At 47.2% G+C, this 21,335-nt stretch carries 16 protein-coding genes; 3 read left to right on the plus strand and 13 right to left on the minus strand.

Features of this window, described 5'->3' with window-relative positions; translation table 11 throughout:
- Nucleotides 1-19 precede the first annotated feature (19 nt).
- The 7 genes from TSUB_RS04760 to TSUB_RS04790 all read right to left on the minus strand — a co-directional run bounded on the left by TSUB_RS04760 (nucleotide 20) and on the right by TSUB_RS04790 (nucleotide 8,267).
- Nucleotides 20-814, minus strand: coding sequence for an ABC transporter ATP-binding protein (locus TSUB_RS04760; protein ID WP_087021273.1), 795 nt, complete (start codon nucleotides 812-814; stop codon nucleotides 20-22).
- An 8-nt stretch (nucleotides 815-822) separates the two neighbouring features.
- Complete coding sequence (locus TSUB_RS04765) at nucleotides 823-1,710, minus strand: ABC transporter permease (RefSeq protein WP_087021270.1); 888 nt, start codon at nucleotides 1,708-1,710, stop codon at nucleotides 823-825.
- Between the two features lie 60 nt (nucleotides 1,711-1,770).
- Complete coding sequence (locus TSUB_RS04770) at nucleotides 1,771-2,709, minus strand: ABC transporter substrate-binding protein (RefSeq protein WP_414718373.1); 939 nt, start codon at nucleotides 2,707-2,709, stop codon at nucleotides 1,771-1,773.
- A gap of 358 nt (nucleotides 2,710-3,067) precedes the next feature.
- Entirely contained in the window at nucleotides 3,068-3,877 is an 810-nt protein-coding gene (gene rlmA / locus TSUB_RS04775) for a 23S rRNA (guanine(745)-N(1))-methyltransferase (RefSeq protein WP_087022990.1), read from the minus strand.
- A gap of 141 nt (nucleotides 3,878-4,018) precedes the next feature.
- Entirely contained in the window at nucleotides 4,019-5,293 is a 1,275-nt protein-coding gene (locus TSUB_RS04780; protein WP_087022994.1) for a sigma-54-dependent transcriptional regulator, read from the minus strand.
- Nucleotides 5,280-7,622 carry an ATP-binding protein gene (locus tag TSUB_RS04785; RefSeq protein WP_087022996.1) on the minus strand — a complete coding sequence of 781 codons (2,343 nt, stop codon included), beginning with the start codon at nucleotides 7,620-7,622 and terminating at the stop codon, nucleotides 5,280-5,282. Before TSUB_RS04785 ends, TSUB_RS04780 begins: the two co-directional genes overlap by 14 nt.
- Nucleotides 7,623-7,766: 144 nt before the next feature.
- Nucleotides 7,767-8,267, minus strand: coding sequence for a YfbU family protein (locus TSUB_RS04790; protein WP_087022998.1), 501 nt, complete (start codon nucleotides 8,265-8,267; stop codon nucleotides 7,767-7,769).
- 155 nt (nucleotides 8,268-8,422) lie between these two features.
- On the opposite strand from TSUB_RS04790, the gene TSUB_RS04795 reads away from it, so the two are divergent.
- Nucleotides 8,423-9,055: an energy-coupling factor ABC transporter permease gene (locus tag TSUB_RS04795; protein WP_087023000.1), complete on the plus strand. Its 633-nt coding sequence runs from the start codon at nucleotides 8,423-8,425 to the stop codon at nucleotides 9,053-9,055.
- Between the two features lie 63 nt (nucleotides 9,056-9,118).
- Here the strand turns inward: TSUB_RS04795 and TSUB_RS04800 are convergent, their stop codons facing one another.
- The 6 genes from TSUB_RS04800 to TSUB_RS04825 all read right to left on the minus strand — a co-directional run bounded on the left by TSUB_RS04800 (nucleotide 9,119) and on the right by TSUB_RS04825 (nucleotide 17,841).
- The gene (locus TSUB_RS04800) at nucleotides 9,119-10,873 is read right to left on the minus strand and encodes a formate--tetrahydrofolate ligase (protein ID WP_087023002.1); all 1,755 of its coding nucleotides are present in this window, start codon (nucleotides 10,871-10,873) and stop codon (nucleotides 9,119-9,121) included.
- Nucleotides 10,874-11,155: 282 nt separating this feature from the next.
- Nucleotides 11,156-12,277 (minus strand): hypothetical protein, encoded by a 1,122-nt coding sequence (locus TSUB_RS04805; protein WP_087023004.1) that lies wholly within the window; start codon nucleotides 12,275-12,277, stop codon nucleotides 11,156-11,158.
- The gene (locus TSUB_RS04810) at nucleotides 12,255-12,692 is read right to left on the minus strand and encodes a hypothetical protein (RefSeq protein ID WP_087023006.1); all 438 of its coding nucleotides are present in this window, start codon (nucleotides 12,690-12,692) and stop codon (nucleotides 12,255-12,257) included. The genes TSUB_RS04805 and TSUB_RS04810 overlap by 23 nt, the downstream gene beginning before the upstream one ends.
- A 133-nt stretch (nucleotides 12,693-12,825) precedes the next feature.
- Nucleotides 12,826-13,566 carry a pyruvate formate lyase 1-activating protein gene (gene pflA, locus TSUB_RS04815; RefSeq protein ID WP_087023008.1) on the minus strand — a complete coding sequence of 247 codons (741 nt, stop codon included), beginning with the start codon at nucleotides 13,564-13,566 and terminating at the stop codon, nucleotides 12,826-12,828.
- Nucleotides 13,567-13,821: 255 nt separating this feature from the next.
- Complete coding sequence (pflB, locus tag TSUB_RS04820; RefSeq protein ID WP_087019974.1) at nucleotides 13,822-16,098, minus strand: formate C-acetyltransferase; 2,277 nt, start codon at nucleotides 16,096-16,098, stop codon at nucleotides 13,822-13,824.
- A gap of 198 nt (nucleotides 16,099-16,296) precedes the next feature.
- Nucleotides 16,297-17,841, minus strand: coding sequence for a DUF3360 family protein (locus tag TSUB_RS04825; protein WP_087019972.1), 1,545 nt, complete (start codon nucleotides 17,839-17,841; stop codon nucleotides 16,297-16,299).
- 645 nt (nucleotides 17,842-18,486) lie between these two features.
- On the opposite strand from TSUB_RS04825, the gene TSUB_RS04830 reads away from it, so the two are divergent.
- Both TSUB_RS04830 and TSUB_RS04835 read left to right on the plus strand, forming a co-directional pair.
- Entirely contained in the window at nucleotides 18,487-19,566 is a 1,080-nt protein-coding gene (locus TSUB_RS04830) for a hypothetical protein (RefSeq protein WP_087019969.1), read from the plus strand.
- Nucleotides 19,567-19,711: 145 nt separating this feature from the next.
- Nucleotides 19,712-21,226 carry a hypothetical protein gene (locus tag TSUB_RS04835; RefSeq protein WP_087019966.1) on the plus strand — a complete coding sequence of 505 codons (1,515 nt, stop codon included), beginning with the start codon at nucleotides 19,712-19,714 and terminating at the stop codon, nucleotides 21,224-21,226.
- Nucleotides 21,227-21,335: the final 109 nt, after the last annotated feature.

Consider the following 21,335-nt stretch of genomic DNA (forward strand, 5'->3'; position numbering starts at 1 on the left):
TCGAGAGAGTCAATCACGTTTAGCCAAGTAGGAGGCTGTCATCCGCTAATTCTTCCCCGCGAACTTTACTGAACATTTCCAGTAGGTGCGGGACATCGAGTTCGGCACGTTCTTGCCCCGCGACGTCTAACACAATCTCGCCTTGATGGAGCATGATAGTGCGGTCGCCACAGGCTAATGCATCTTTCATGGAATGCGTCACCATCATTACAGTCAGGTCAAACTCCTTGACGACTTTTTTAGTTAAGGCGATGACAAAGGCAGCCATGCGCGGATCAAGGGCCGCGGTATGCTCATCAAGGAGCAATAGACGACTATCGGAGAGGGTGGCCATAACAAGGCTAACGGCTTGACGTTGGCCTCCTGAAAGTAAGCCAATGCTATCACCAAGGCGATCTTCAAGACCGAGACCGAGTATACTGATCCGCTCTTGGAAGAGTTGCTTTCGACGGCTGCTTAAGGCTAGTTTCCAACTGCGTTGTTTACCCCGTTGGTAAGCTAGCGCCATGTTCTCTTCAATGGTGAGAGAGGCGCAGGTACCCGCGAGTGGATCTTGGAAAACGCGTGCCGCGTATTGTGCACGGCGATGGACAGGCCAACGGGTAACATCAACCTCATCGATTTTAACACTACCACCGATAATCGGGGTTTCGCCGCTGACAGCGCCTAATAGCGTTGATTTACCTGCCCCATTCGAGCCAATCACGGTGACAAACTGCTTTTCTGGCACCTGCAAAGAGACGCCACGAAGCGCACGGTTTTCTAAGATGGTGCCAGGATTAAAGGTCACTTGAATATCGTTAATGTCAATCATTCTGCCTCCTACGCTTTGCGTGCTTGAATACCGGACTTCATCTTCGGCGCAATAAGTGCGATCGCGACGAGCACAGCGGTAATGAGATTCAAGTCAGAGGCTTGAAGGCCAAACATGCCGCTGCTGAGTGCAAAGGCAACCGCGAGGCGGTAAAGGATAGAACCAAGAATGACAGCAACCACGGCGACCCAAATACGGCGGCCAGGAAGTAAGGTTTGCCCCAGTATCACCGCAGCGAGACCGACAACAATGGTACCGACGCCGGATGTGACATCGGCAAAACTGTTTGTTTGAGCAAAGAGCGCACCAGCAAACGCGACAAAGGCGTTCGAAAGGGCAAGTCCAAAGTAGGTCATGAACGCGGTGCTACCGCCTTGCGCGGAAACCATACGACTATTGACCCCCGTTGCGCGTAGCGCGAGACCAAAGTCACTGCTGAGCAAACGTACGACAAACCATCCGCTGAGGATAACCAGTATGGCGACGACCCCAAGTTGGGTATACGTCGGGTCAAATTGCCAATCGGGGAGGAGAGAGAAAATAGTTTCTTCTCCCAATAGCGCCATATTGGGGCGGCCCATGATACGAATATTGATTGAAAATGCGGCGATCATGGTGAGGATACTGGCGAGTAAGTGAAGAATACCGCATTTAATCGCCAAAAATGCGGTGACGAGTCCACAGGCGGCGCCTGCTACGAGCGCCATTGCGGTTGCTAACCATGGGTTAACACCCGCAACAATGGCTGTCGCCGCGACTGCTGCACCCATGGGAAAACTGCCATCGACGGAGAGATCGGGAAAATCGAGGACACGAAATGTAAGGTAGACGCCCAGTGCGACTAGCCCGTAAATTAAGCCAATTTCCAGTGTGCCAAGGAAGGCAAATAGAGACATCAACAACTCCTTGTTCTCTTATTATAGTGAGAGGCGATAACGCCTCTCTCTGTGGGAGGTTTACTCCTTAATGGTTGTTGCGCGCTCAAGTACGCTACTTGGTACAACAATGCCAATTTTGGCTGCGGTGCCTTTGTTAATAGCAAGGTCAGAACCTTTCGCGACTTTGACATCAAGGTTACCTGGCTTTTCTCCCTTGAGGATCGCATCGACATAGGCGGCTGTTTGAACGCCAACTTGGTAGTAATCGAAGCCAAGTGCCGCTAATGCACCTGCGTTGACATAAGAGGTTTCAGCACCAACAATCGGGGTTTTAGCTTGATTGCCTGCATTAACGAGTGCTTCGATTGCCGAAGCGACCGTGTTGTCGGTAGGCGCGTAGATAACGTCGGATTTAGAAGCGACGATCTGCGCGGCTGACATCACATCTGCAGACTTAAGCGCAGTGCCTTCAACAACAGTTAAGCCGCGTGCTTTGGCTGCTTCATGTAGAAGTTCAACGAGTGCGACCGAGTTCGCTTCCCCTGGGTTATAGACCACGCCAATTGACTTCAAATCCGGCAGGATTTCTTGCATAAGCTCGACGTGTTGACCCACATTAGAGAGATCGGAAAGACCAGTAACATTCTTGCCCGGCTTCTCCATTTTGGAGACCAGTTTCGCACCAACGGGATCAGTGACAGCAGTGAAAACAACGGGAATAGACTTGGTTGAGGCTGCGAGTGCTTGTGCCGTCGGAGTGGCGATACCCACTAAGACATCGGGTCGTTCGCCCACGAACTGTTTGGCTATTTGTACGGCAATAGCTGGGTTACCTTGCGCGGTTTGGTAGGTAAACTCGAGGTTTTCCCCTTCGACATAGCCATGCTCTTTCAGACCATCAAGTAGACCTTGGCGTGTGGCATCAAGGGCCGGATGTTCCACGATTTGTGATACGGCTACTTTAACCGTATCCGCAATAGCCGCCGTCGGCGCGAGTAGCATAGATGATGCTAACATCAGTGCAGATAATGTACTGATTCCTTTCATATCTCACCTCATTATTATGATTTTCTGTTGTGTTGCGTCACTACTTTTTAGCGTATTTTTCTGTAAATAGGTACTGTGTTGTTAATGAGATGTTGCCATCCGTGTGGCGATATGATTTGAATATTTATATCAATTTAGTGACTAAACTGAATTTTATGGGTCTTATTTAGTAACTAAATCTAGTTCTGTTCAATTTGGTGGATTTTGATCTTGTTGAGAAAATGTGCACGACAGAAAGTGAAATGTGTGCTGAGAAACACTTAATGGGAGAGGTTTATCGTGGCAAAGCGTGTTGCCACGATCATGAGGTAGTGTGAGTATAGCGATCTTATTGTTGTGGTCGGTAGAAGCGAATGCAAAAGTCCGCTTCACACTCGAATGACGTACTACTTTGGAGCGCTTCCCATGTCGATGGTTTCGCACGCCAAGCAAAGGGGGTCATTTGTAGCAGCGCAGTGGCCATGTCATTGTTTATCGACATAACATAGTGCAGGTCTTGGCGATCTACGAGTTCAAAGCCAGAGAGATTCTCAGCGGACGGATCATGCAGGTTGACAGTATCGTAGATTAACGCTTTTAACTGATAAAGGTGGCGAGCACCAGGTGTCACAGTGATAAGCATCCCGTCAGGTGTCAATGCGCGTAAGAGCTCTTCAGGTTTGCACGGTGCGTAAATTTTAATGATGGCATCAAGGCTACTATCACCAAATGGCAGGCGATGGCTAGAGGCAACGCTGAAGTGGCATGCTGGGTACCGTTTTGCCGCATATCGAACTGCCACTTTAGAAATATCTAACCCAAACACCTCGAGATCAGGACATGGGAGCTGAGTGAATCCCTCTGTGTAATAGCCTTCACCACAACCAATGTCCAGTAAGCGCTTGGGTTGATCAAGGCGTTGCTTAAGTTGAGCAATGAGGGCATCTTTCAACGGTTGATACGCACCCGCTTCGAGAAACTGTCGCCTTGCTTGCATCATCTCACCGTTATCGCCTGGATTTTTGGAATTTTTATGATGAGCGGGCATGAGGTTGACATAGCCTTCCTTGGCGACATCGAATTGATGGTTGTTTTCACAGCGCCAAGTGCGATCGTTTAAGATCAAATCTTGCTGGCAAAGAGGACAAGAGTAAGACATAGCCAAGAGTTCCGATGAGTAGCAGTGGCGGCGAGTGTACAAACTCTTCAAGTAGGGTGCAACCGTGACCGGGCGTATTTGATGGAGATAAAAATTGACAAAGCCGACGGTGCGTCGGCTTTGGTATGGTTTTGCAGTGGGTTAGCTCCCACGCACTTTGTATTCTGCCTTGTCGAGATTGTGCTTCTTCATCCGCAGGTAAAGCTTCTTACGCGGAATTTGCAGGTAAGAGGCAACTTCATTGATGCGCCCCGAGAAGAGAAAGAGTGCGTCTTCGATGACTTGTTTCTCATAGCCATCGATAAGATCATCCAAAGGGCTACTGATCTGCTCAATGGGCTGGGTGCGCTCATTCCCTGCAAGCTTGACGATACCAATGGCATAGAGTTCAGCAATGTTTTTGATTTCTAATACATTGCCTTGCCAATCGTGCTGTTGCAGGCGTTTTACATAGGCCTGTTCAACGCGCGGTTGCTCTTTGTTGAGCTTGATACAGCTCTGTTCCAAAAAGTGGTTAAACAAAGGCACAATGTCTTTAATGCGATGACGCACCGCAGGCAACGATAGCTTGCACTGTGATAGGTAGTAATAGAGCTCAGGCAATAGGCTGTTTTGCTCTACCTCTTGCTCTGCACTGCCATCGATAATGGCGAAAATGCGATATTCTTTGCGGTTTAATCGCTCTTGTTCAAGCAAGGTATGGCAGAGCCAACGCTGTATCTCAACAGGCATTAGCTGCGGGTTGTGGAGTAAAACCCCGCCGCGAGCAGCCTGTTTTAAGACTTGCTGTAGCGCACCTTGACTTTGAATCGATTGACCTGAAGCCGAAATCAGAGACTGGTATTTTGCACTGCTTTCGCTGTGTATGAGGCGCGCGGCACTGTGACGCCCAGTGCCGGGTTCGCCTTCTAACAGAATATCTTTACTGTGTGCTGCGACGTCAGCGATTTGCTGTTTTATCTGTAGCATAGGTGGCGTGTCGCCAATCAGCTCAGTGCTGGCACGATCTGACAAGGAACGTCGTTGGCCAATTAGCTTTTCGCGTTGTTCGAGTAACTCTTTCAGTTTTTTGAGTAAAGCGGGTGGTTGTAGAGGCTTAGTGAGAAAATCAACCGCCCCTTTCTTCACCGCATCCACTGCCATCGGGATATCGCCGTGTCCGGTAATAATCACCACGGGCAACTCTTCATCAAACTGTTGGATCTTTTGTAACAAATCCATGCCACTAAGACCGGGCATATACATGTCACTGACAACAACGCCAGCCCAATTGGTTGGGATCATTGCCATTACTTGAGTGGGGTCAGAGCAGGCTACGGTTTTATATCCAGATAGCTGCAACAGGTTTTGGTATGCGTCCAGAACGTCATTGTCGTCATCAATCAGTAATACCTGAACGTCTTCAGTCAACATCATCTCTCTCTAGCTCCAATACTACCAAGGCTCCACGTTCAAGAGTGGATGCGAGGTAAATGTTTCCCTGCAGTCGCGACATTATACTGCGACAGATATTGAGTCCGAGACCGAGTCCAACGTCTTTAGTCGTGGTAAACGGTGTGAAGAGATTGTTAATGATATCACCACTGAAACCATCGCCTGTATCGCTAACAGCTATGGTGGTGATCTCTTGCTCGGTCAATATCTCTTCGACGGTTATCGAGCGATCAGTCTTTGCGGATATGGCATCAATACTGTTGACCATGAGGTTGACCAGTACTTGTTCAAATTGCACCAAATCGGCGATGACATGGAGCCCATCGGGCAGGTTATTGATGAGTTTAACCTGCGCACTGCGAGCTCGGCTTTCGACAATCGTCCAGCTTTGTCGTGTTGCTTCTGATGCGTTGACGCGAGTAAGGGTCGCCACATCGTTATTCTTTTTCGAAAAATTACGAAGATTACTGATCTGTGAACTAATACGTTCAAGCATCGCATTAATCTTCTCAAGCTGATTGGGCACATGGTCATATTGCTCATTTTCAAGCGCGAGTTGACAGCTAAAGAGGTAAGTGCTCATTGCTGACAGCGGTTGATTGAGTTCATGGGCCAACGATGTCATCGTTTGGCCAACCGTCGCCATTTTAGCCGCTTGTAACAGATCATTCTGTGTGCTGATAAGTTCAAGCTCAGTCTTTCTTCGTTCTTCTACTTCACGTTGTAACTGAGCATTATTCTCAAGTAAAGAGTGAGTTTTCTCTTGTACCATTTTTTCTAACCAACGTGCCGTCTTTTCTTGCTCAGTGATGTCAGTAATCGTAATTATGACGCTCTGACCGCGGTTTTGCTCAAAAAGACGGAAATCAAGGCGGAGATATTTTTCATCGTTCTCCTCCTGATACTGGAAGGTGGTTGTCATGGCACCGCGTTTAATCAGGCTGCTATCTGGTGCAAAGATAGCGCGTAAGCGTGGCAAGATATCTTGATCAAAAAGTTGCCATAAATAGACTTTTTGCAGCGGTTCATTGGAACCAAAAAGCATCATTGCACTCGGGTTAATGGAGAGAATCAGCCCGGTAGTACTGCAGGTAATTAATGCGGCTTGAGTATGGTTAATGAGGTTGAGGGCGTTGGTGCGCTCCATCTCGACCATCTGTTGTCGGAAATGCTCAAGGTGTTGACCGATATCGGCAATCTCATCATCCCCTTCGATCAGCACGGATTGGGTGAGGTTGCCTTGGTTTACCACCATTAAGTTGTTACTAAGCTGGTTAAGTCGCTTCACGATACCTTTGCTTATCATGTCGATAGCCACAAAGATGGCCGCAAAGATGGTGACACACATCATAATGAAGATAACGATATTACCGCCAGTGATGATTTGCGAAACGATGTTGTTAAGAACAGACATCTCTTCGGCGACACTCTTCACCGAGCTCAGTAATAGATTTTCGATGTGCTCTAAGCGTGAGCGGATCAATTGATAGGTATAGCGTCGTTCAACCTTGGCTTCTTTAATCTTGCTGAGTACACGTAGGAACTCGCCCTCTTGCCCTGCAAGTTCATTGAGGGCCGTAATTGTCGCGATATATTCATCGCCAGACGGGTAGATCGCGAATCGCTCACTACGTTCTAAGACGGCAACGATCAACGACGAAAACGCAAAATCAACGGGTTGATTGGTGGATAATGATTGCTTTATCGCATTGTTGAGTTCGATAAATAAGTTAGCTTGGAGCTGATTCAGGTATTGTAGCTGAATGTACTCATTCGCGATGAACTGTGCACTGGGCTGGCGAGTATCAATTTCATACTGAATCTGGCTCAGCAACGATGTCGCTTGTTGGTTGAGCTCAAAAACTTGGAGATCGAGTGCATTCAATGCTACTTGGCAACGCAGTAGCTCATCTTGAAGTTCAATCAATCGATCGATGTTTTTCTGCACGTTATCGTAACGATGGCGAATGACTGCAAAGTCACGTTGATCTGGGTTCTCGTTAAGGAGCTGATGGATAAGCGAGAACTTATCATTAAAGTGTTTGTTGAGTTCAGGGAGCGCTTCCTGCTCTTGGCTATTCATGACACTGTTGAGCCAAGTATGCAGTTGGGCGGTGTGATGTTCGAGTTGGTAGTTCGTGGTTAGTGTGGGAAGCTTTTCATCCACGAGGAGTTCAACACGGTCGTCTAGCATTTCCCAAATGATAAAAGCGATAACGCCAATACTGACCGCTAAACCTGCAATGAAGCCAACGGAGAGAATGAGGCGGTTGCCTATCGTGTTACGCGGAGGGTGTACTTTGCCAGACATGAACTCAACTAGTAATCAAAGATGTGGCGATATTGTAGTGTTTATCGACGTTGAGATCTTTGGTTAATAGACTGATCCAATAAAAAAAGTATCAATAAAGGAAAAGGGGTCACATTTGACCCCCTAAATGCGTGTGCATTCACTCTAAGCGGCTAGAATTTGCTGCAATTCTGTTGAACTTAGGTGATATTGACGCGGGCAGTTACGCCAAGTCTGTAGCATTCGGCTGTACTTATCGTACATCGGTACTTGGCTGTTGAAATGGTGCTCAGATTTTTCAAATTGAGGGTATAGCCCCTCTTCTTCGGTCAAGAAACGCACATAGTGAACCAGTTGAGATTCAGTCGCCGCATCGAAACCTAAGAACTGTAAACGGCGGACGTCAACTTGGCTTTGATCCTCTGCTGCTAACATTTTGTACGACTCCTGCATCGCGTGATGCATCTCCATGAAGTCGATAATGGTGCGGCACTTTTCTTCGTTTAGCTCACCAAAATCCTTATCTAGCTCGCGCATCTGTAGACCGTATCCACGTTCTACAATGGTTTGAAGGCGGCGGTATTTTGCTTCGAGTTCTGGCGTCAACTTTGACATCAGATAGTATTGATTAGAAAGGATTAAACGTTGAGCGTTAGTCATTTCCATGTTGAATAGCCTCATTGGTATTATCATTTGGGGACAGAGTACCAGCTTGATATAAAAAAACCATGATCCCGATGTGGGTCACTGCGTATTTTCCTTAACATTTCACTGAGTATTCACAGAGTAACGTCGAAAGTCAGGATAAGGAGGCGGTGATCATGTGGCAGGTGTTGGGTTGGCTGGGTTGGATTTTGATTTTATTGTGCTTCTTCCCAAAAGAGTGGTTACCAAAACTGCGTCAAGACACGACTTACCAGCACTTTGTATACAGCTCGATTGGGGCGGTGACGCTACTCTGGTGCTTGCAAGCAGGTGTCGTTGAGGGGCTTGCGATTCACTTTCTTCTGGTGACAGCGTTAACCTTGTGCCATGGATTTCGCATCGCTATGTGGATGACGATAGTGCCGACCTTGTCGATGGCGGTGTTTAAAGGTGTGAGTTGGCAAGATATAGGCCTGTATGGCCTCTGTTATGGGGTCATCCCGTGCGTATTTAGCGAGATGGTTTATCAGCTGACGCGACGTTATTTGGCGCATCATCTGTTTATCTATTTGTTTGTTGCCGCCTTTTTTAATGGTGCGTTAATGATGGTGGTAACCATGCTTGCGGTGAGCGGATGGCAATATGTGGTGCATGATATGGCGTTTGCGGTCATTTGGTATAACTACCTCTCTTTTATGCCTGTCTTGTTATTTCCTGAAGCCTTGCTCAATGGCATGGTGATGACGCTGTTAGTGATCTATCGCTCGCACTGGGTACGAAGTTTTTCTGAGCAGGATTATTACTCCTAATAGGTCAAGGTGCTGCAACAAAAAACGGCACCTGATTGGTGCCGTTTTAGCGTTTTCTTGCGATTAACTCAGTCCAACGATATCGCCATTCTCATCAATATCGAGCCCCATATAGGCGGGCTTTTCAGGTAATCCCGGCATGGTCATAACATTGCCACATAGGGCGTAGACAAAACCTGCGCCCGCACAAAGCTTAAGTTCGCGCACTGGTACAGTGAAGCCAGTAGGGGCGCCTTTTTTACTCGGATCTGTCGTAATTGACAGTGGCGTTTTCGCCATACATAGCGCGAGGTTATCGAAGCCTTGTGCTTTAAATTGGGCCAGTTGCGCGTTGGCTTCATCACTGAGTTCAAGGTTGGCGGCGCCGTAACCGACTTCCGCAACGGCCATCAGTTTTTCCTCTAGGCTTTGTTCTAGATGGTAAAGCGGTTGGAAGTCCGCCGGTGTGTCACATGCTGCTACGACGGCCTTCGCGAGCTCCGCCGCGCCTTCGCCGCCTTTACCAAAGGCTTCGCTAATCGCGACGTTGACAGGCATACGACACTCTAGTGTTTCGATGAGCTGCTTAAGTTGATTCAACTCACTGTCAGTATCTTGCGGGAAGCGGTTAATGGCAACAACTACAGGGACACCGTATTTGGCGGCATTGTTAATGTGCCATTTTAGATTCTCAAAGCCAGCAAGTAGGGCGGTTTCATCTTCTTCAAAAAGGGTGTCTGGCAGTGCTTGCCCAGGGCGAAGGTCATATAAGCCTGAGTTGGCTTTCAATCCACGTAAAGTCGCGACAACAACAGCGCAATCCGGGGCGCGTCCAGCTTGCTGTGCTTTTATGTTGCAGGCTTTTTCGAAGCCCATGTCAGATCCGAATCCACCTTCTGTGATAGTAAAATCACTCAGTTTCAGCGCGATGCGATCGGCAATGACAGAGGAGTTACCATGAGCAATATTGGCGAAAGGGCCTGCATGGATGAGGGTTGGGACGCCTTCTAAAGTCTGCATTAATGTGGGCTCGATGGCTTCACGCATTGTTACGGTCATCGCACCAGCGACTTGCAAGTCTTCCGCGGTAACAGGTTGACCATCCAAGTTGTAAGCTAGCACCACTTTGCCAATACGTTGACGCATGTCTTGCAGGTCGTTTGAGAGGGCAAGGATAGCCATTAGCTCAGAGGCTGCTGAGATGTCGAAACCGTCTTCGCGCTCAAGGCCATTAATGGTTTTTCCAGGCTGATTTTTGCCAACAGTTACCATACGTAGCGCGCGATCATTATGGTCGATTACGCGTTTCCAAACGATACGCTTCATGTCAATGCGCAGTGCGGTCAGCCCTGTTTTCTCTTCGAATGCGTCATAACCATGGCGCTGCTCATGATAAATGCGCGCGTCCAGTGCGGCAGAAGCAAGGTTATGTGCCGCAGTCACGGCATGAATATCACCAGTGAGATGAAGGTTAAGTTGTTCCATCGGCGCGACTTGACTGTAGCCACCACCCGCAGCACCACCTTTGACACCAAAAACGGGGCCCATTGATGGTTGGCGAATACAGGCCATCACCGAGCGACCAATTTTCTTTAAGCCTTGGGCGAGACCGATGGTGGTTACTGTTTTACCTTCACCAAGTGGCGTCGGTGTGATTGCTGTCACTACGACCAATTTTCCTTCTTTTTCCGTGCTTAGACGCTGGAGGATGGAAGGTTTAATCTTCGCTTTATGCGTACCTTGAGGAGATAAGTCGTCTGAATGAATGCCATGCTGAGCGGCAATATGTTCAATTGGGGTCAGTGTGGCTTCACGGCAGATTTGAATGTCGCTTTTCATTATTCACTATCCTCTTTGGAACGTCGTAGTGAGTGGTATATGGCGAGAAATGGCGCAAAAGCAGTTGCGCAATCGTTTGCGGTGGTATTTATACCATAAAATTAAATGCTCTGAAGGGTTTATTTGGTGATTATTTCTGTAAATGAATATTACTGAAATTCATGGTACCTGAGAAGGGAATTATTTGACTCAATTAGGTTTTTTATTTGTTGCGGTGATGATTTGATTTTGTGAATGACGCCTTAATAGCGTGATCGGGCGGTGTCTTATCCGTCCCGATCGCTAAAAGGCAAAACTGTAGTTAATACCGATAGAAATAATGTTTGCAGAGCGGTCTTCTATCTCTTGAATAGTGGGTGGTGTAAAGCTGCCTCGGTAATTGCCATCGCCAGTTTTGGTATGGTGCCACTCTCCAACAATCGATAAGTTGGGTTTGATGTCATAGCGAAGTCCCAAGCTGAAGCTGTCCGACTTTTCTGGGTTGTCATCAGATGTCGGAGAGCGTTTTCCATAGACAATATAAGGAGTGAACTTGTCCCATGTATAGATGGCAGAGAGATAGCCACCCCACGAGGTGCTATCACTGCCTGCGCCCTCAAAGACAAAGGTCCAATCTTGCCAATCGTACTTTATGCCATAGGTCCAGCTTTTGGTTTGGACATCTTGCTTAAACGGAACAAATGGTGTTGTTGGAAGCACCGGAAAGCCACTTGGCACTAACAGTTCGTCGGACGTCACAGTAATGTCTGCGCGATAATGGTTGAGATAGGCTGACCAGTTAATGCCCTCAATATCAAGTTTTAAGCCGTAGTGTTCATGAATATAGACATCCCAGCTATAATTATTGATTTCATTATCACGAATGGTTGATTTATAGGCCATATAGGGATGGAAGGTGATGATCAGATCATTGTCGGTTTCAATTTGATAACGCGCATCCAGTCCATCGTAACGGGTAAAGCCTTTTGTTGTGTCGTAAACTTCTGCGGGCAAACGTAACCACGGGTAAGCCTGATTCACAAACACTACTTGCGAATACATGAAGGTTGGAGAGCGTAAACGCCCTGTTCTCAGGCTAAAAGACTCCGTGGGTGAGAAGGCGACATACGCCCATTCGAGTGCAGGTTCACTGAAATTATCGACTGGGCGCTTTACGCCTTGAACGGAGAGGTGTAGCCAATCATTCGGATGTGCGTCGAGTTGTAGGCCAACGATAGTGTCGCAGTCAAAGCACCATTCATCGGAGATGTTACGCGAATAGTAGTAGGGTGCTGTGTTGTCGCTCTTAGCGGCCGCGGTAGACGCAAAACCGGAGACAGAAAGCCATTCGGGTAGGGTGCTGCCCCAAGCGGATAAACTTGAGATAACAAGCGGTAGGGCCTTAATGAATTTCAAGTAATACATTTAAGCCTCCTGCATGCTCTAATGGTAAATACCCAACCGCATCTGGGTTATCCATTAGCCACTGTTTGAGAGTTTCAATACTATCATCAGCCATTTCAATGGGGGGTTGAGCACGCCCAGAGAATGCTAATGACGCCCAAAGACGGTTCATTTGTGCCTCGTTTTTATTGAGGAAAAGGTCATAGAAAGCGACCCGTATCGGATTCCCGGTGGGGAAGTCGGCCAATTTGACGCGTCCAATGCCTTTTACAGCGCGAGTTTTGCCAGAAAAGAGCAGCTTAGCTTTTGGCAATGAGAGTTGAGCGGGCGGTATTGGGGAGGCAGTGACGATGGCAAATGCACCTTCTTTACTGAAGGCGGAGCCGCTCAATAGCAATAAGAAAATGAATGTGATGATACGAAGTGAGAAAGACAAATTTTCATCCCTGTATATCGCCCTCATTAAACGTAGAAGCGAACAGAAACTAATTCAATAGTTTTGTCTTATTAAGTTGATATTTGTGACTGGAAGAATAGGGAGCCTCTTCATCATGAAGAGGCAACAGTGATCAGTACATGACATTGTGGCCGTAGCTTGCCAAAATAGCTTTGATGTTTTCCATCGTCTCTTTGGGAGGCGGCGAAACGCCATCGAGAGGGTAATCATGGCCCATCGCTTCCCATTTGTGCGCACCGAGCTGGTGGTACGGGAGAAGCTCGACTTTTTCGATGTTATCCATGTCTTTAATGAATTCACCTAAGCGATGAGCGGAGGCTTCGTCATCGGTGAAACCAGGAACGACCACATAGCGAATCCACGTTTTTTGGCCACGTTTGTGCAGGTACTCTGCAAACTGCAACACACGTTTATTGGGCACACCCACCAGATTTTCATGAACATCATTGTCAATCTGTTTGAGGTCAAGCATCACTAAGTCGGCGACATCAAGCACTTCATCGACAATGTCAGTATGCTTGCGAATATAGCCATTAGTATCTAAACAAGTGTGAATACCTTCTGCTTGGGCTGCACGGAAGAAGTCACGCACGAACTCAGGTTGCAACATCGCTTCACCTCCTGATGCGGTAACCCCCCCTCCCGATGCATTGATAAAGTGTCGGTAAGTGAGTACTTCTTTCATGATTTCTTCAACAGAGACTTCTTTACCGTCGTGAAGATCCCAAGTATCACGGTTGTGACAATATTGGCAGCGCATTAGACAGCCCTGCATAAACACAATAAAGCGGATACCTGGGCCATCTACGGTGCCGCAGGATTCAAAGGAATGGATTCGACCAATTGCTGTCATTACATCTCTCGCTCAGTGCGTAATTTAGGAGTCAGTGTATTACAAACGCGATGAGAATTCCCCTCAATAGACAAGGATTTACAACTTTTTGAATTATTAAGCAGAAGCAATAAGTGATTTTAATGAGGGGTAACGAAGAGGTTATGAGTGTGTAACGTGGAAGGCTGTGCGCTGATAACTAAGCTTATTAATTGGGTTTGCAAAAATAAAAAAACCTCGCCGAAGCGAGGTTTTTAAGTCATTTAAACTGAACGATTAAAGTGTTTCAGTGAAAGTACGTGCGATAACGTCTTTTTGCTGCTCAGCAGTGAGAGAGTTAAAGCGAACAGCGTAGCCTGAAACGCGGATAGTTAGCTGAGGGTATTTCTCTGGGTGCTTAACCGCATCTTCTAGGGTGTCACGGTTTAGAACGTTAACGTTCAAGTGCTGACCACCTTCGATAGTCTCTTCATGGTGGAAGTAACCATCCATTAGACCTGCTAGGTTAGCTTTCTGCGTCGTCTCATCTTTACCTAGCGCGTTAGGTACGATAGAGAAGGTGTAAGAGATACCGTCTTTTGCGTCAGCAAACGGTAGTTTACCTACAGAAGTCAGCGATGCTACCGCACCTTTTTCGTCACGGCCGTGCATTGGGTTAGCACCTGGAGCGAATGGTGCGCCTGCTTTACGACCATCTGGTGTCGTACCCGTCTTCTTACCGTATACCACGTTTGAAGTGATGGTTAGGATTGACTGAGTTGGTACTGCATCACGGTAAGTTTTCAGCTTACGGATCTTATCCATAAAGGTAGTAACAAGCTCACAAGCGATGTCATCTACGCGTGCGTCGTTGTTACCAAATTTCGGATAATCGCCATCGATCTCGAAGTCGATCGCTATGCCATCTTCGTCACGTACTGGTTTCACTTTCGCGTACTTGATTGCAGCCAGTGAGTCAGCAGCAACAGAAAGACCTGCGATACCACAAGCCATGGTACGACGTACGTCGCGGTCATGGAATGCCATCAGAGAGGCTTCGTAGCTGTACTTGTCGTGCATGAAGTGGATGCTGTTCAGTGCAGTGACGTACTGCTTCGCCAACCAATCCATGAAGTTGTCTAGACCCGCGTATACTTTGTCAAAGTCTAGTACTTCGTCAAGCATTGGCTCAGACTTAGGACCAACCTGCATCTTCAGCTTCTCATCAACACCGCCGTTGATTACGTACAGAAGCGTCTTAGCGAGGTTCGCACGCGCACCGAAGAACTGCATGTGCTTACCAATAACCATTGGAGAGACACAACATGCAATTGCGTAGTCATCAGACTCGAAGTCTGGACGCATTAGGTCGTCGTTTTCGTACTGGATAGAAGAAGTATCGATAGATACTTTCGCACAGAAACGCTTGAAGCCGTCAGGTAGCTGCTCAGACCAAAGCACAGTGATGTTTGGCTCTGGAGAAGGACCCATGGTGTATAGCGTGTTTAGGAAACGGAAGTTAGTACGCGTTACTAGCGTACGACCGTCAAGACCCATACCACCCATAGACTCAGTCGCCCAGATTGGGTCGCCAGAGAATAGCTCATCGTACTCAGGAGTACGTAGGAAACGCACCATACGTAGTTTCATGACGAAGTGGTCGATCATTTCCTGAGCTTGTTCTTCAGTGATGATACCCGCTTCGATGTCACGCTGAATGTAGATATCTAGGAACGTTGAAGTACGACCTAGTGACATTGCTGCACCGTTTTGAGACTTAACAGCCGCTAGGTAAGCGAAGTAAGTCCACTGAACTGCTTCTTGTGCGTTAGTCGCAGGAGCAGAGATGTCGTAGCCGTATTTCGCTGCCATCTCTTTGATTTGAGCTAGTGCACGATGCTGCTCTGCGATCTCTTCGCGAAGCTGCATGGTCATCTGTAGGTCTTCGCCATTCTCAAAACGCTCTTGTAGAGAGTTGAATTGAGCTAGCTTGTCCTTCATTAGGAAGTCGATACCGTATAGCGCGGCACGACGGTAGTCACCGATGATACGACCACGGCCGTAGGCATCTGGAAGACCTGTCAGAACGCCAGACTTACGACACTTCAGGATGTCTGGAGTGTAGATGTCGAATACGCCTGCGTTGTGCGTTTTACGGTACTCAGAGTAGATTTTCTTAACAGTTGGGTCTAGTTCGCGGCCGTAAGCTTTGCAAGAGCCTTCAACCATGCGGATACCACCGTTAGGGATGATCGCACGCTTAAGTGGTGCTTCAGTTTGCAGACCAACGATAGTTTCTAGATCTTTTTCGATGTAACCCGCATCGTGTGCAGTGATGGTAGAGATCACTGAAGTGTCGAAATCAACAGGAGCGTGTGTTGAGTTCTCCTGCTTGATGCCTTCCATCACTTTTGCCCAAAGCTTGTTAGTCGCTTCAGTGCCTTCAGTTACCAGGAATGACTCGTCACCTTCATACGGTGCGTAGTTCTTTTGAATGAAATCACGAACGTTAACTTCGTTTTGCCATTCGCCGGCAACAAATCCTTCCCATGCTTTAGCAAATTGCTCTGCCATGACATACCTACCTTTTTAGTAGAAAAAACACGTATCAACCTCTGGCTAACATAGAGGCGATACTCTCTGAAAAAATAACTATAAGAATAATTGCTGTGAACTGTTATCACATCATTATTCGTATGGTTACTCGCTCTGGCTACCGCGTTATTGTTACAGTTTAAGACAGGGCAGCAATAAGCTGCCCGTTCTTTATAATTAAAGGAGTGCTGGGATACCGTATTGGCCTTCCAACATACCTACCGCGAGCATGGCACCTAAACAAATCAATAGGGCACCCGCCGGAATCACGATGCGGTCAATCATAGACAACTTAGCCGCACGTTCTTTGTTGCCGATCAAACCGTTGTTGTCCAGTAGCATTGTCATCGCCCATGCAAGTACTGGGTTTGCGACCATCGCACCGAACACACAGATACCTGCTGCTTGTGCATCTTTGCTATCACGAATCATCTGCACACCCGCTTCTAGCATCGGTAGAAATACACCGACAAGCAGGGCAATGCGCATCACCGGAGGCCATACTGCGACATCCATTGGGAAACCAAGGATAGCGACGACGATACAAAAAGTACCCAGCAAGATGGCACCCGCTGGAATTGGACGCTTCGCGATACCCGCTGGAATAATGTATGTACCCCACGATGAAGTGATGTTACAACCACCAACAGCAGTACCGACCATTTGGCGTAGTGAACAGGTTGTCATTGTATCATCGACATCCATCAACACTTTTTCTGTGCCGCGTGGGTAGTTCATTTCTTGGAAAATACGGTGGCCCAAGAAATCGGGTGACCACATTGCAACGGCAAGAATGGCAAATGGCAGTGATGCGATAAAGTGTTGAACATTGGGTAGTCCTAACATCCAACCTTGTTCAGTGCTACCCCACCAATATACAGGGTTTAGGTTCGGAAGCCCTGTTTGCGTTTCGAACACTAAGTCAAAACCCGCCCCTAGACCTAATGAAATCGCAAGACCAGTGAACGCACATGCTGGAATCGCTAGCCAACGCTTGTTCACTTTTGCAAGGTAAGCGTATAGGCAGATGTTAGCGGCTAATACGATGAGACCGATGTAGCCTAAACTGCCTTTTGCATATTCCGCATTTTGTAATCCGGTTGCCCAGCTCTGGATATCGCCAATCTGTGTCATCGCACCCGTGAAACCGAGGAAGACCAGTAGTCCCCCGGCAACCCCTTCGCTGGTTAAATTAACCAGTTTGGACCCTCCTTTTAGGTAACTTAGAAGGAGACCAAAGGCGCCGATCAGGATGGCTAACGCTAGTGGGTGAGCACCAGCCAGTGCAATTGCCCCGATCAGTGGGATCATTGGGCCGTGGTTACCTGCAAGGTTTGCGCGAGGGTTCAAGAAACCTGAAGCCAAGACACAGAAAAGGAGAGCAGGAATAAGCATCTCTACACGGGCAACTTCTACTGCAAAGGTTTTGCCCAGCTCCACGTGATCCCATGCTGCGGATAAACCGTCAGCCCAAGACATCGCTACCGAGGAATACATAGCGATAATGGCGATGGTACCAGCCAATGCAGGTACTAAATCTTCAAGCTCAAATCGGAAATCACGGCCAGGTAAGTTCAAGCCCCAGCGGCGTGGTTTCATGATTTGAAGTTCATGATCCAAATAATCTGAGCGACTCGCAAACTCCGAGGCAGGGCGATGTAGCTCTTGATAGCTCTTCTCTGCGTTTGCGTCTAAGCCATCTGCTTTAGCGTTTGATGACATACGTTCCTCGTTTATAAGTGTTCAATAAAAGTGTTCAAAAAAAGTCGTAATGTTCGGTGAAGATTGTTTTGTGTTTTATATATGGCTCATTGGCCGTTTTACATCTGTGAAGAATACTTTCAACAAGTTGTAAAAAGTTTCACCGAATTTTACTGAAGTGTACCGATAGCCTGCTTATGGGGAATTGATCTCGATCACTCGCGCTAAAAAACGAGAAAAGACTAAAAAAATTTTATAGTTTCCGCTTGTTTTTAAGTCTAGCCTTGTGCTTGCAGGTATCTGTTACATTCGGTGCATACGCTTATTGTCCTTGTTTTTCTTAATGTTATTAAGTGTTCGAGTCAATAAGCGATGTAAGAGTGTAGCCCATCAATAGTGGTCAACAACGCGGATAGTTTTGAAAGCACCGCGCGATGAATCATTTAATAAAGCATTAGTTTCAATAATGTGTCAAATATGAAACATAGGGTTTGCGGTGGGAAAAAAGGAGTGATTTAACCAATTGACTTTTTTGTAGTTTATTTTCGACACTTTTCGTTAGCGTCAGGGAAAGGATTTTGGAGTGACATCTCGAACATTGGCGTATTATGTGCGTGATATTCGGACTAATGGTATGATTTAACTTATTTTTTGTGGGTTGCCTTGATGAAAAGTACCAGTTTAACTGCGATAGCCTTATTGATGTTTGTGGGGACAACTGAGGCTTCTATTCGCCCTGAGATTTATGTCAAGTTCGGAGATGTCGACCATGCCATGCGCACGCAGCGTTATGATGATGCGTTAGCGACCCTCTCAACGATATCTCCTGAATCCACGGCTGAGGCTGCAAATGTCGCCCGATTAAAAGGGCTAAACTATGCCGCATTAAGGCAATTTGATGCCGCTCTAGAGGCGTGTCAAAACGCGCTAACACAACGGTACTTCGTTGGGGAGGAAGCGCTGTCGTTAAGAAAACAGTGCAACCAATGGCGGCGGCAATCCCAGTTAGGCGCAGAGAGTATCGACATTATTCAGGCAGAATCGGCTGCCCCCTCACCTTCGACGCAAACGCCTGTATCCATCGCCGAACAACCGAGTGATCAGCGTGGCTTTGAAACGAAGGAGTCATCGCCAAATAGTGAGGTAACAGCGTCGCCAATCTTACCAAGCTCTTCTTCCAGCGTTGCCGACCTGGAGGAGCGAGTGAGGGCATACCAGAATGAGGATAGAAAAGTCTCAGAGGCAGAAACGCGTATAGCGCTATTGCAAATGGGACAAAGCAATCAGGCGTATCATTATCTGCGCATCGCAGCGCTTTTCTCTGAAGCTAAGCAACCACTCAAAGCGAACTATTGGTTTCATCAAGGGGTATCGCAGGGAGCGATTGATCAAACGGCTGACAATCTTGCGATATGGTTGCAGTACGCCATTGACGGTGCTGATTGGTCGACAGCTGAGTATATCTTATCGTCTCTTCGTCAAAAAAATGACGATTTGAAATGGCTAAACCTCCATTTATATGTCCATGCTTCGTCGGAAAATTGGCAAGCACTGACCAATTTAGCCGCAGAGGCGACGCGTCGCTATCCTTATCAAGTGGGATATTGGCGTTACTTAGGCATAGGCCACTACCGCCTAGCCCAGTTCGAGGAGGCGGAAAAAGCATTCATTCAACTTGCTGAAATGGCGCCAGATAGCGATGCGCAAGGATGGCTGACACTTATTCGGCGTCAAAGAAGTCAATAATCGTCTCGCACATTGCTTCGTCAGGTTGTTGGTTTAACTGATAAAAAGCTTCTTTACGTCAGGCGTAATAAGTTGGTAAGCATTTTGCTACACACTGGGCAGTAAATTATTTTGCCAGTGAATGGCATATCTGACGAGGGATTCTATGAAAAAGCTTATTCCACTGATGGCGCTTGCGCCTCTGGCATTGATTGGCTGTAGTGGCGGTGACAGCGGCGGCGGTGGTGGTGGCAGTGCACCTATTACTTATTACACGTTTAACTTTGTTGAACAGTACTCGACACTCGAGTCGAATGCTTCGAGTTGTATGACCTTTGGTTATGATGAAGTTAAATCGACCGATACAGTTAAGCATGTCGTTGTCGCCCGTAAGCCGACGCTAGTTGAAGGATTGGAAGTTGTCGCACTTGATGCCAATGGTGCGTTTTTAAGTCGCTACGCGATTCCTAGTGGCGGTGTAGTTAAAGTTCCTGTCAACAGTGTGCCAGCAGATGGTTATCTCGGCTTTATCGACTCTCAAGGTAGCTCGGTCTCTGGTAAGGGGGATGTCTTTGTTCAGGTTTTCCACAAAGATTTTATTGGTGATATTAATCAAGGGATGTTTAATGTCATTAAAGAACAAGGAAATGGCAATTGTTTAGGTGGCGCTTCAGTTATTCCAAACACTCAACCAAGATTTGCACATTTAAGTGCGTCTCAACTCGGTGTTGTGCCTACAGCATATCGAGCAAGTTCGACACTTGAACTGGGTGATAAATCCGCTTTCGCTGCGGATATTCCAGTAACTGCTGTAGTGAATCAGTCTGTATTGGGGACTGCATTGACGGAACAAGATGGAAAAGAGACGTTAGTTGGTTACACGCTTGTGAAATACAATCAGCTTACAGATTCGCAAGGCGGTGGTACTAATGTAGACCTATCTGGCGATGTTTTTCCGGTTAATTGGACAGTGACTGAAACTGATTTTGATAGTGCTCCAACGTCAACAATCACGGTGAGAAGTGGTTCAAACTATTACCCTTGGATGCAAATGCCGGGTGAAGATCATCGTTATGCTTACCCTTCAACCAATGACACACCAATCAATACTGTCGATTGGTTTGCGAGTACTGAAGGTGTCTCGGGCGGTTGGAATTTTGTTCAAAATACGCGTATGGCGAGTCCCGGGAATGGTCATAACCTTTCTTTACTGGTTACGAAGCCATCCAACACTGCTCTTCAATCTAATCAGTCTTGTGCTATCGGAGCAACGAACTTATGTGTTGAGCTGAGGGGAAGTATGACGGTGAACGATTTTGATGTTCAACGTACATTTGTTCGAGCTCGTTCGTCAAATAACCAAGCTGATATCTGGTTGTCTGTCTATGCGCCGCCCGCCGATCGTCAGTTGATTCCATCAACGGGCAATACTGATTTTGATGCTGCATTTTCAGGCGGAACCATTCTTAGACAAGAGGCAAGCTTGGCAAAAGTGACAGCAAATACACTGCCGCTGTTTATTGCTTCGTTTGGTGACGCTTCAAAAACGGTGAATAACAACCATGAAGAGCCACAGCATGAGTCTAAAGCTTATTTACGTAATCCAGCCACAGCAAGTGCTGATAGAGCGACAGTCGCATCACATACCTATGTACAGCTGAGTTTGTCGACGTCAAACTAGTCGATACTATTTAACCTCAAAAACCGCGTCTGTTCACAGTCGCGGTTTTTTGTGTCTAGAAAGTAGGGAACCGACGTCGAACGGCTTAGGTTGTCGTTTTTTATAGTCA

Origin of the sequence: Thaumasiovibrio subtropicus (genome assembly GCF_019703835.1) — a bacterium.
Classification (GTDB): Bacteria; Pseudomonadota; Gammaproteobacteria; order Enterobacterales; family Vibrionaceae; genus Thaumasiovibrio; species Thaumasiovibrio subtropicus.

Excerpts from the sequence above, each read along its gene's own strand:
- TSUB_RS04760 (WP_087021273.1), bottom strand. The coding sequence starts at position 814 with ATGATTGACATTAACGATATTCAAGTGACCTTTAATCCTGGCACCATC.
- TSUB_RS04765 (WP_087021270.1), bottom strand. The coding sequence starts at position 1,710 with ATGTCTCTATTTGCCTTCCTTGGCACACTGGAAATTGGCTTAATTTAC.
- TSUB_RS04770 (WP_414718373.1), bottom strand. The coding sequence starts at position 2,709 with ATGTTAGCATCATCTATGCTACTCGCGCCGACGGCGGCTATTGCGGAT.
- rlmA (WP_087022990.1), bottom strand. The coding sequence starts at position 3,877 with ATGTCTTACTCTTGTCCTCTTTGCCAGCAAGATTTGATCTTAAACGAT.
- TSUB_RS04780 (WP_087022994.1), bottom strand. The coding sequence starts at position 5,293 with ATGATGTTGACTGAAGACGTTCAGGTATTACTGATTGATGACGACAAT.
- TSUB_RS04785 (WP_087022996.1), bottom strand. The coding sequence starts at position 7,622 with ATGTCTGGCAAAGTACACCCTCCGCGTAACACGATAGGCAACCGCCTC.
- TSUB_RS04790 (WP_087022998.1), bottom strand. The coding sequence starts at position 8,267 with ATGGAAATGACTAACGCTCAACGTTTAATCCTTTCTAATCAATACTAT.
- TSUB_RS04795 (WP_087023000.1), top strand. The coding sequence starts at position 8,423 with ATGTGGCAGGTGTTGGGTTGGCTGGGTTGGATTTTGATTTTATTGTGC.
- TSUB_RS04800 (WP_087023002.1), bottom strand. The coding sequence starts at position 10,873 with ATGAAAAGCGACATTCAAATCTGCCGTGAAGCCACACTGACCCCAATT.
- TSUB_RS04805 (WP_087023004.1), bottom strand. The coding sequence starts at position 12,277 with ATGTATTACTTGAAATTCATTAAGGCCCTACCGCTTGTTATCTCAAGT.
- pflA (WP_087023008.1), bottom strand. The coding sequence starts at position 13,566 with ATGACAGCAATTGGTCGAATCCATTCCTTTGAATCCTGCGGCACCGTA.
- pflB (WP_087019974.1), bottom strand. The coding sequence starts at position 16,098 with ATGGCAGAGCAATTTGCTAAAGCATGGGAAGGATTTGTTGCCGGCGAA.
- TSUB_RS04825 (WP_087019972.1), bottom strand. The coding sequence starts at position 17,841 with ATGTCATCAAACGCTAAAGCAGATGGCTTAGACGCAAACGCAGAGAAG.
- TSUB_RS04830 (WP_087019969.1), top strand. The coding sequence starts at position 18,487 with ATGAAAAGTACCAGTTTAACTGCGATAGCCTTATTGATGTTTGTGGGG.
- TSUB_RS04835 (WP_087019966.1), top strand. The coding sequence starts at position 19,712 with ATGAAAAAGCTTATTCCACTGATGGCGCTTGCGCCTCTGGCATTGATT.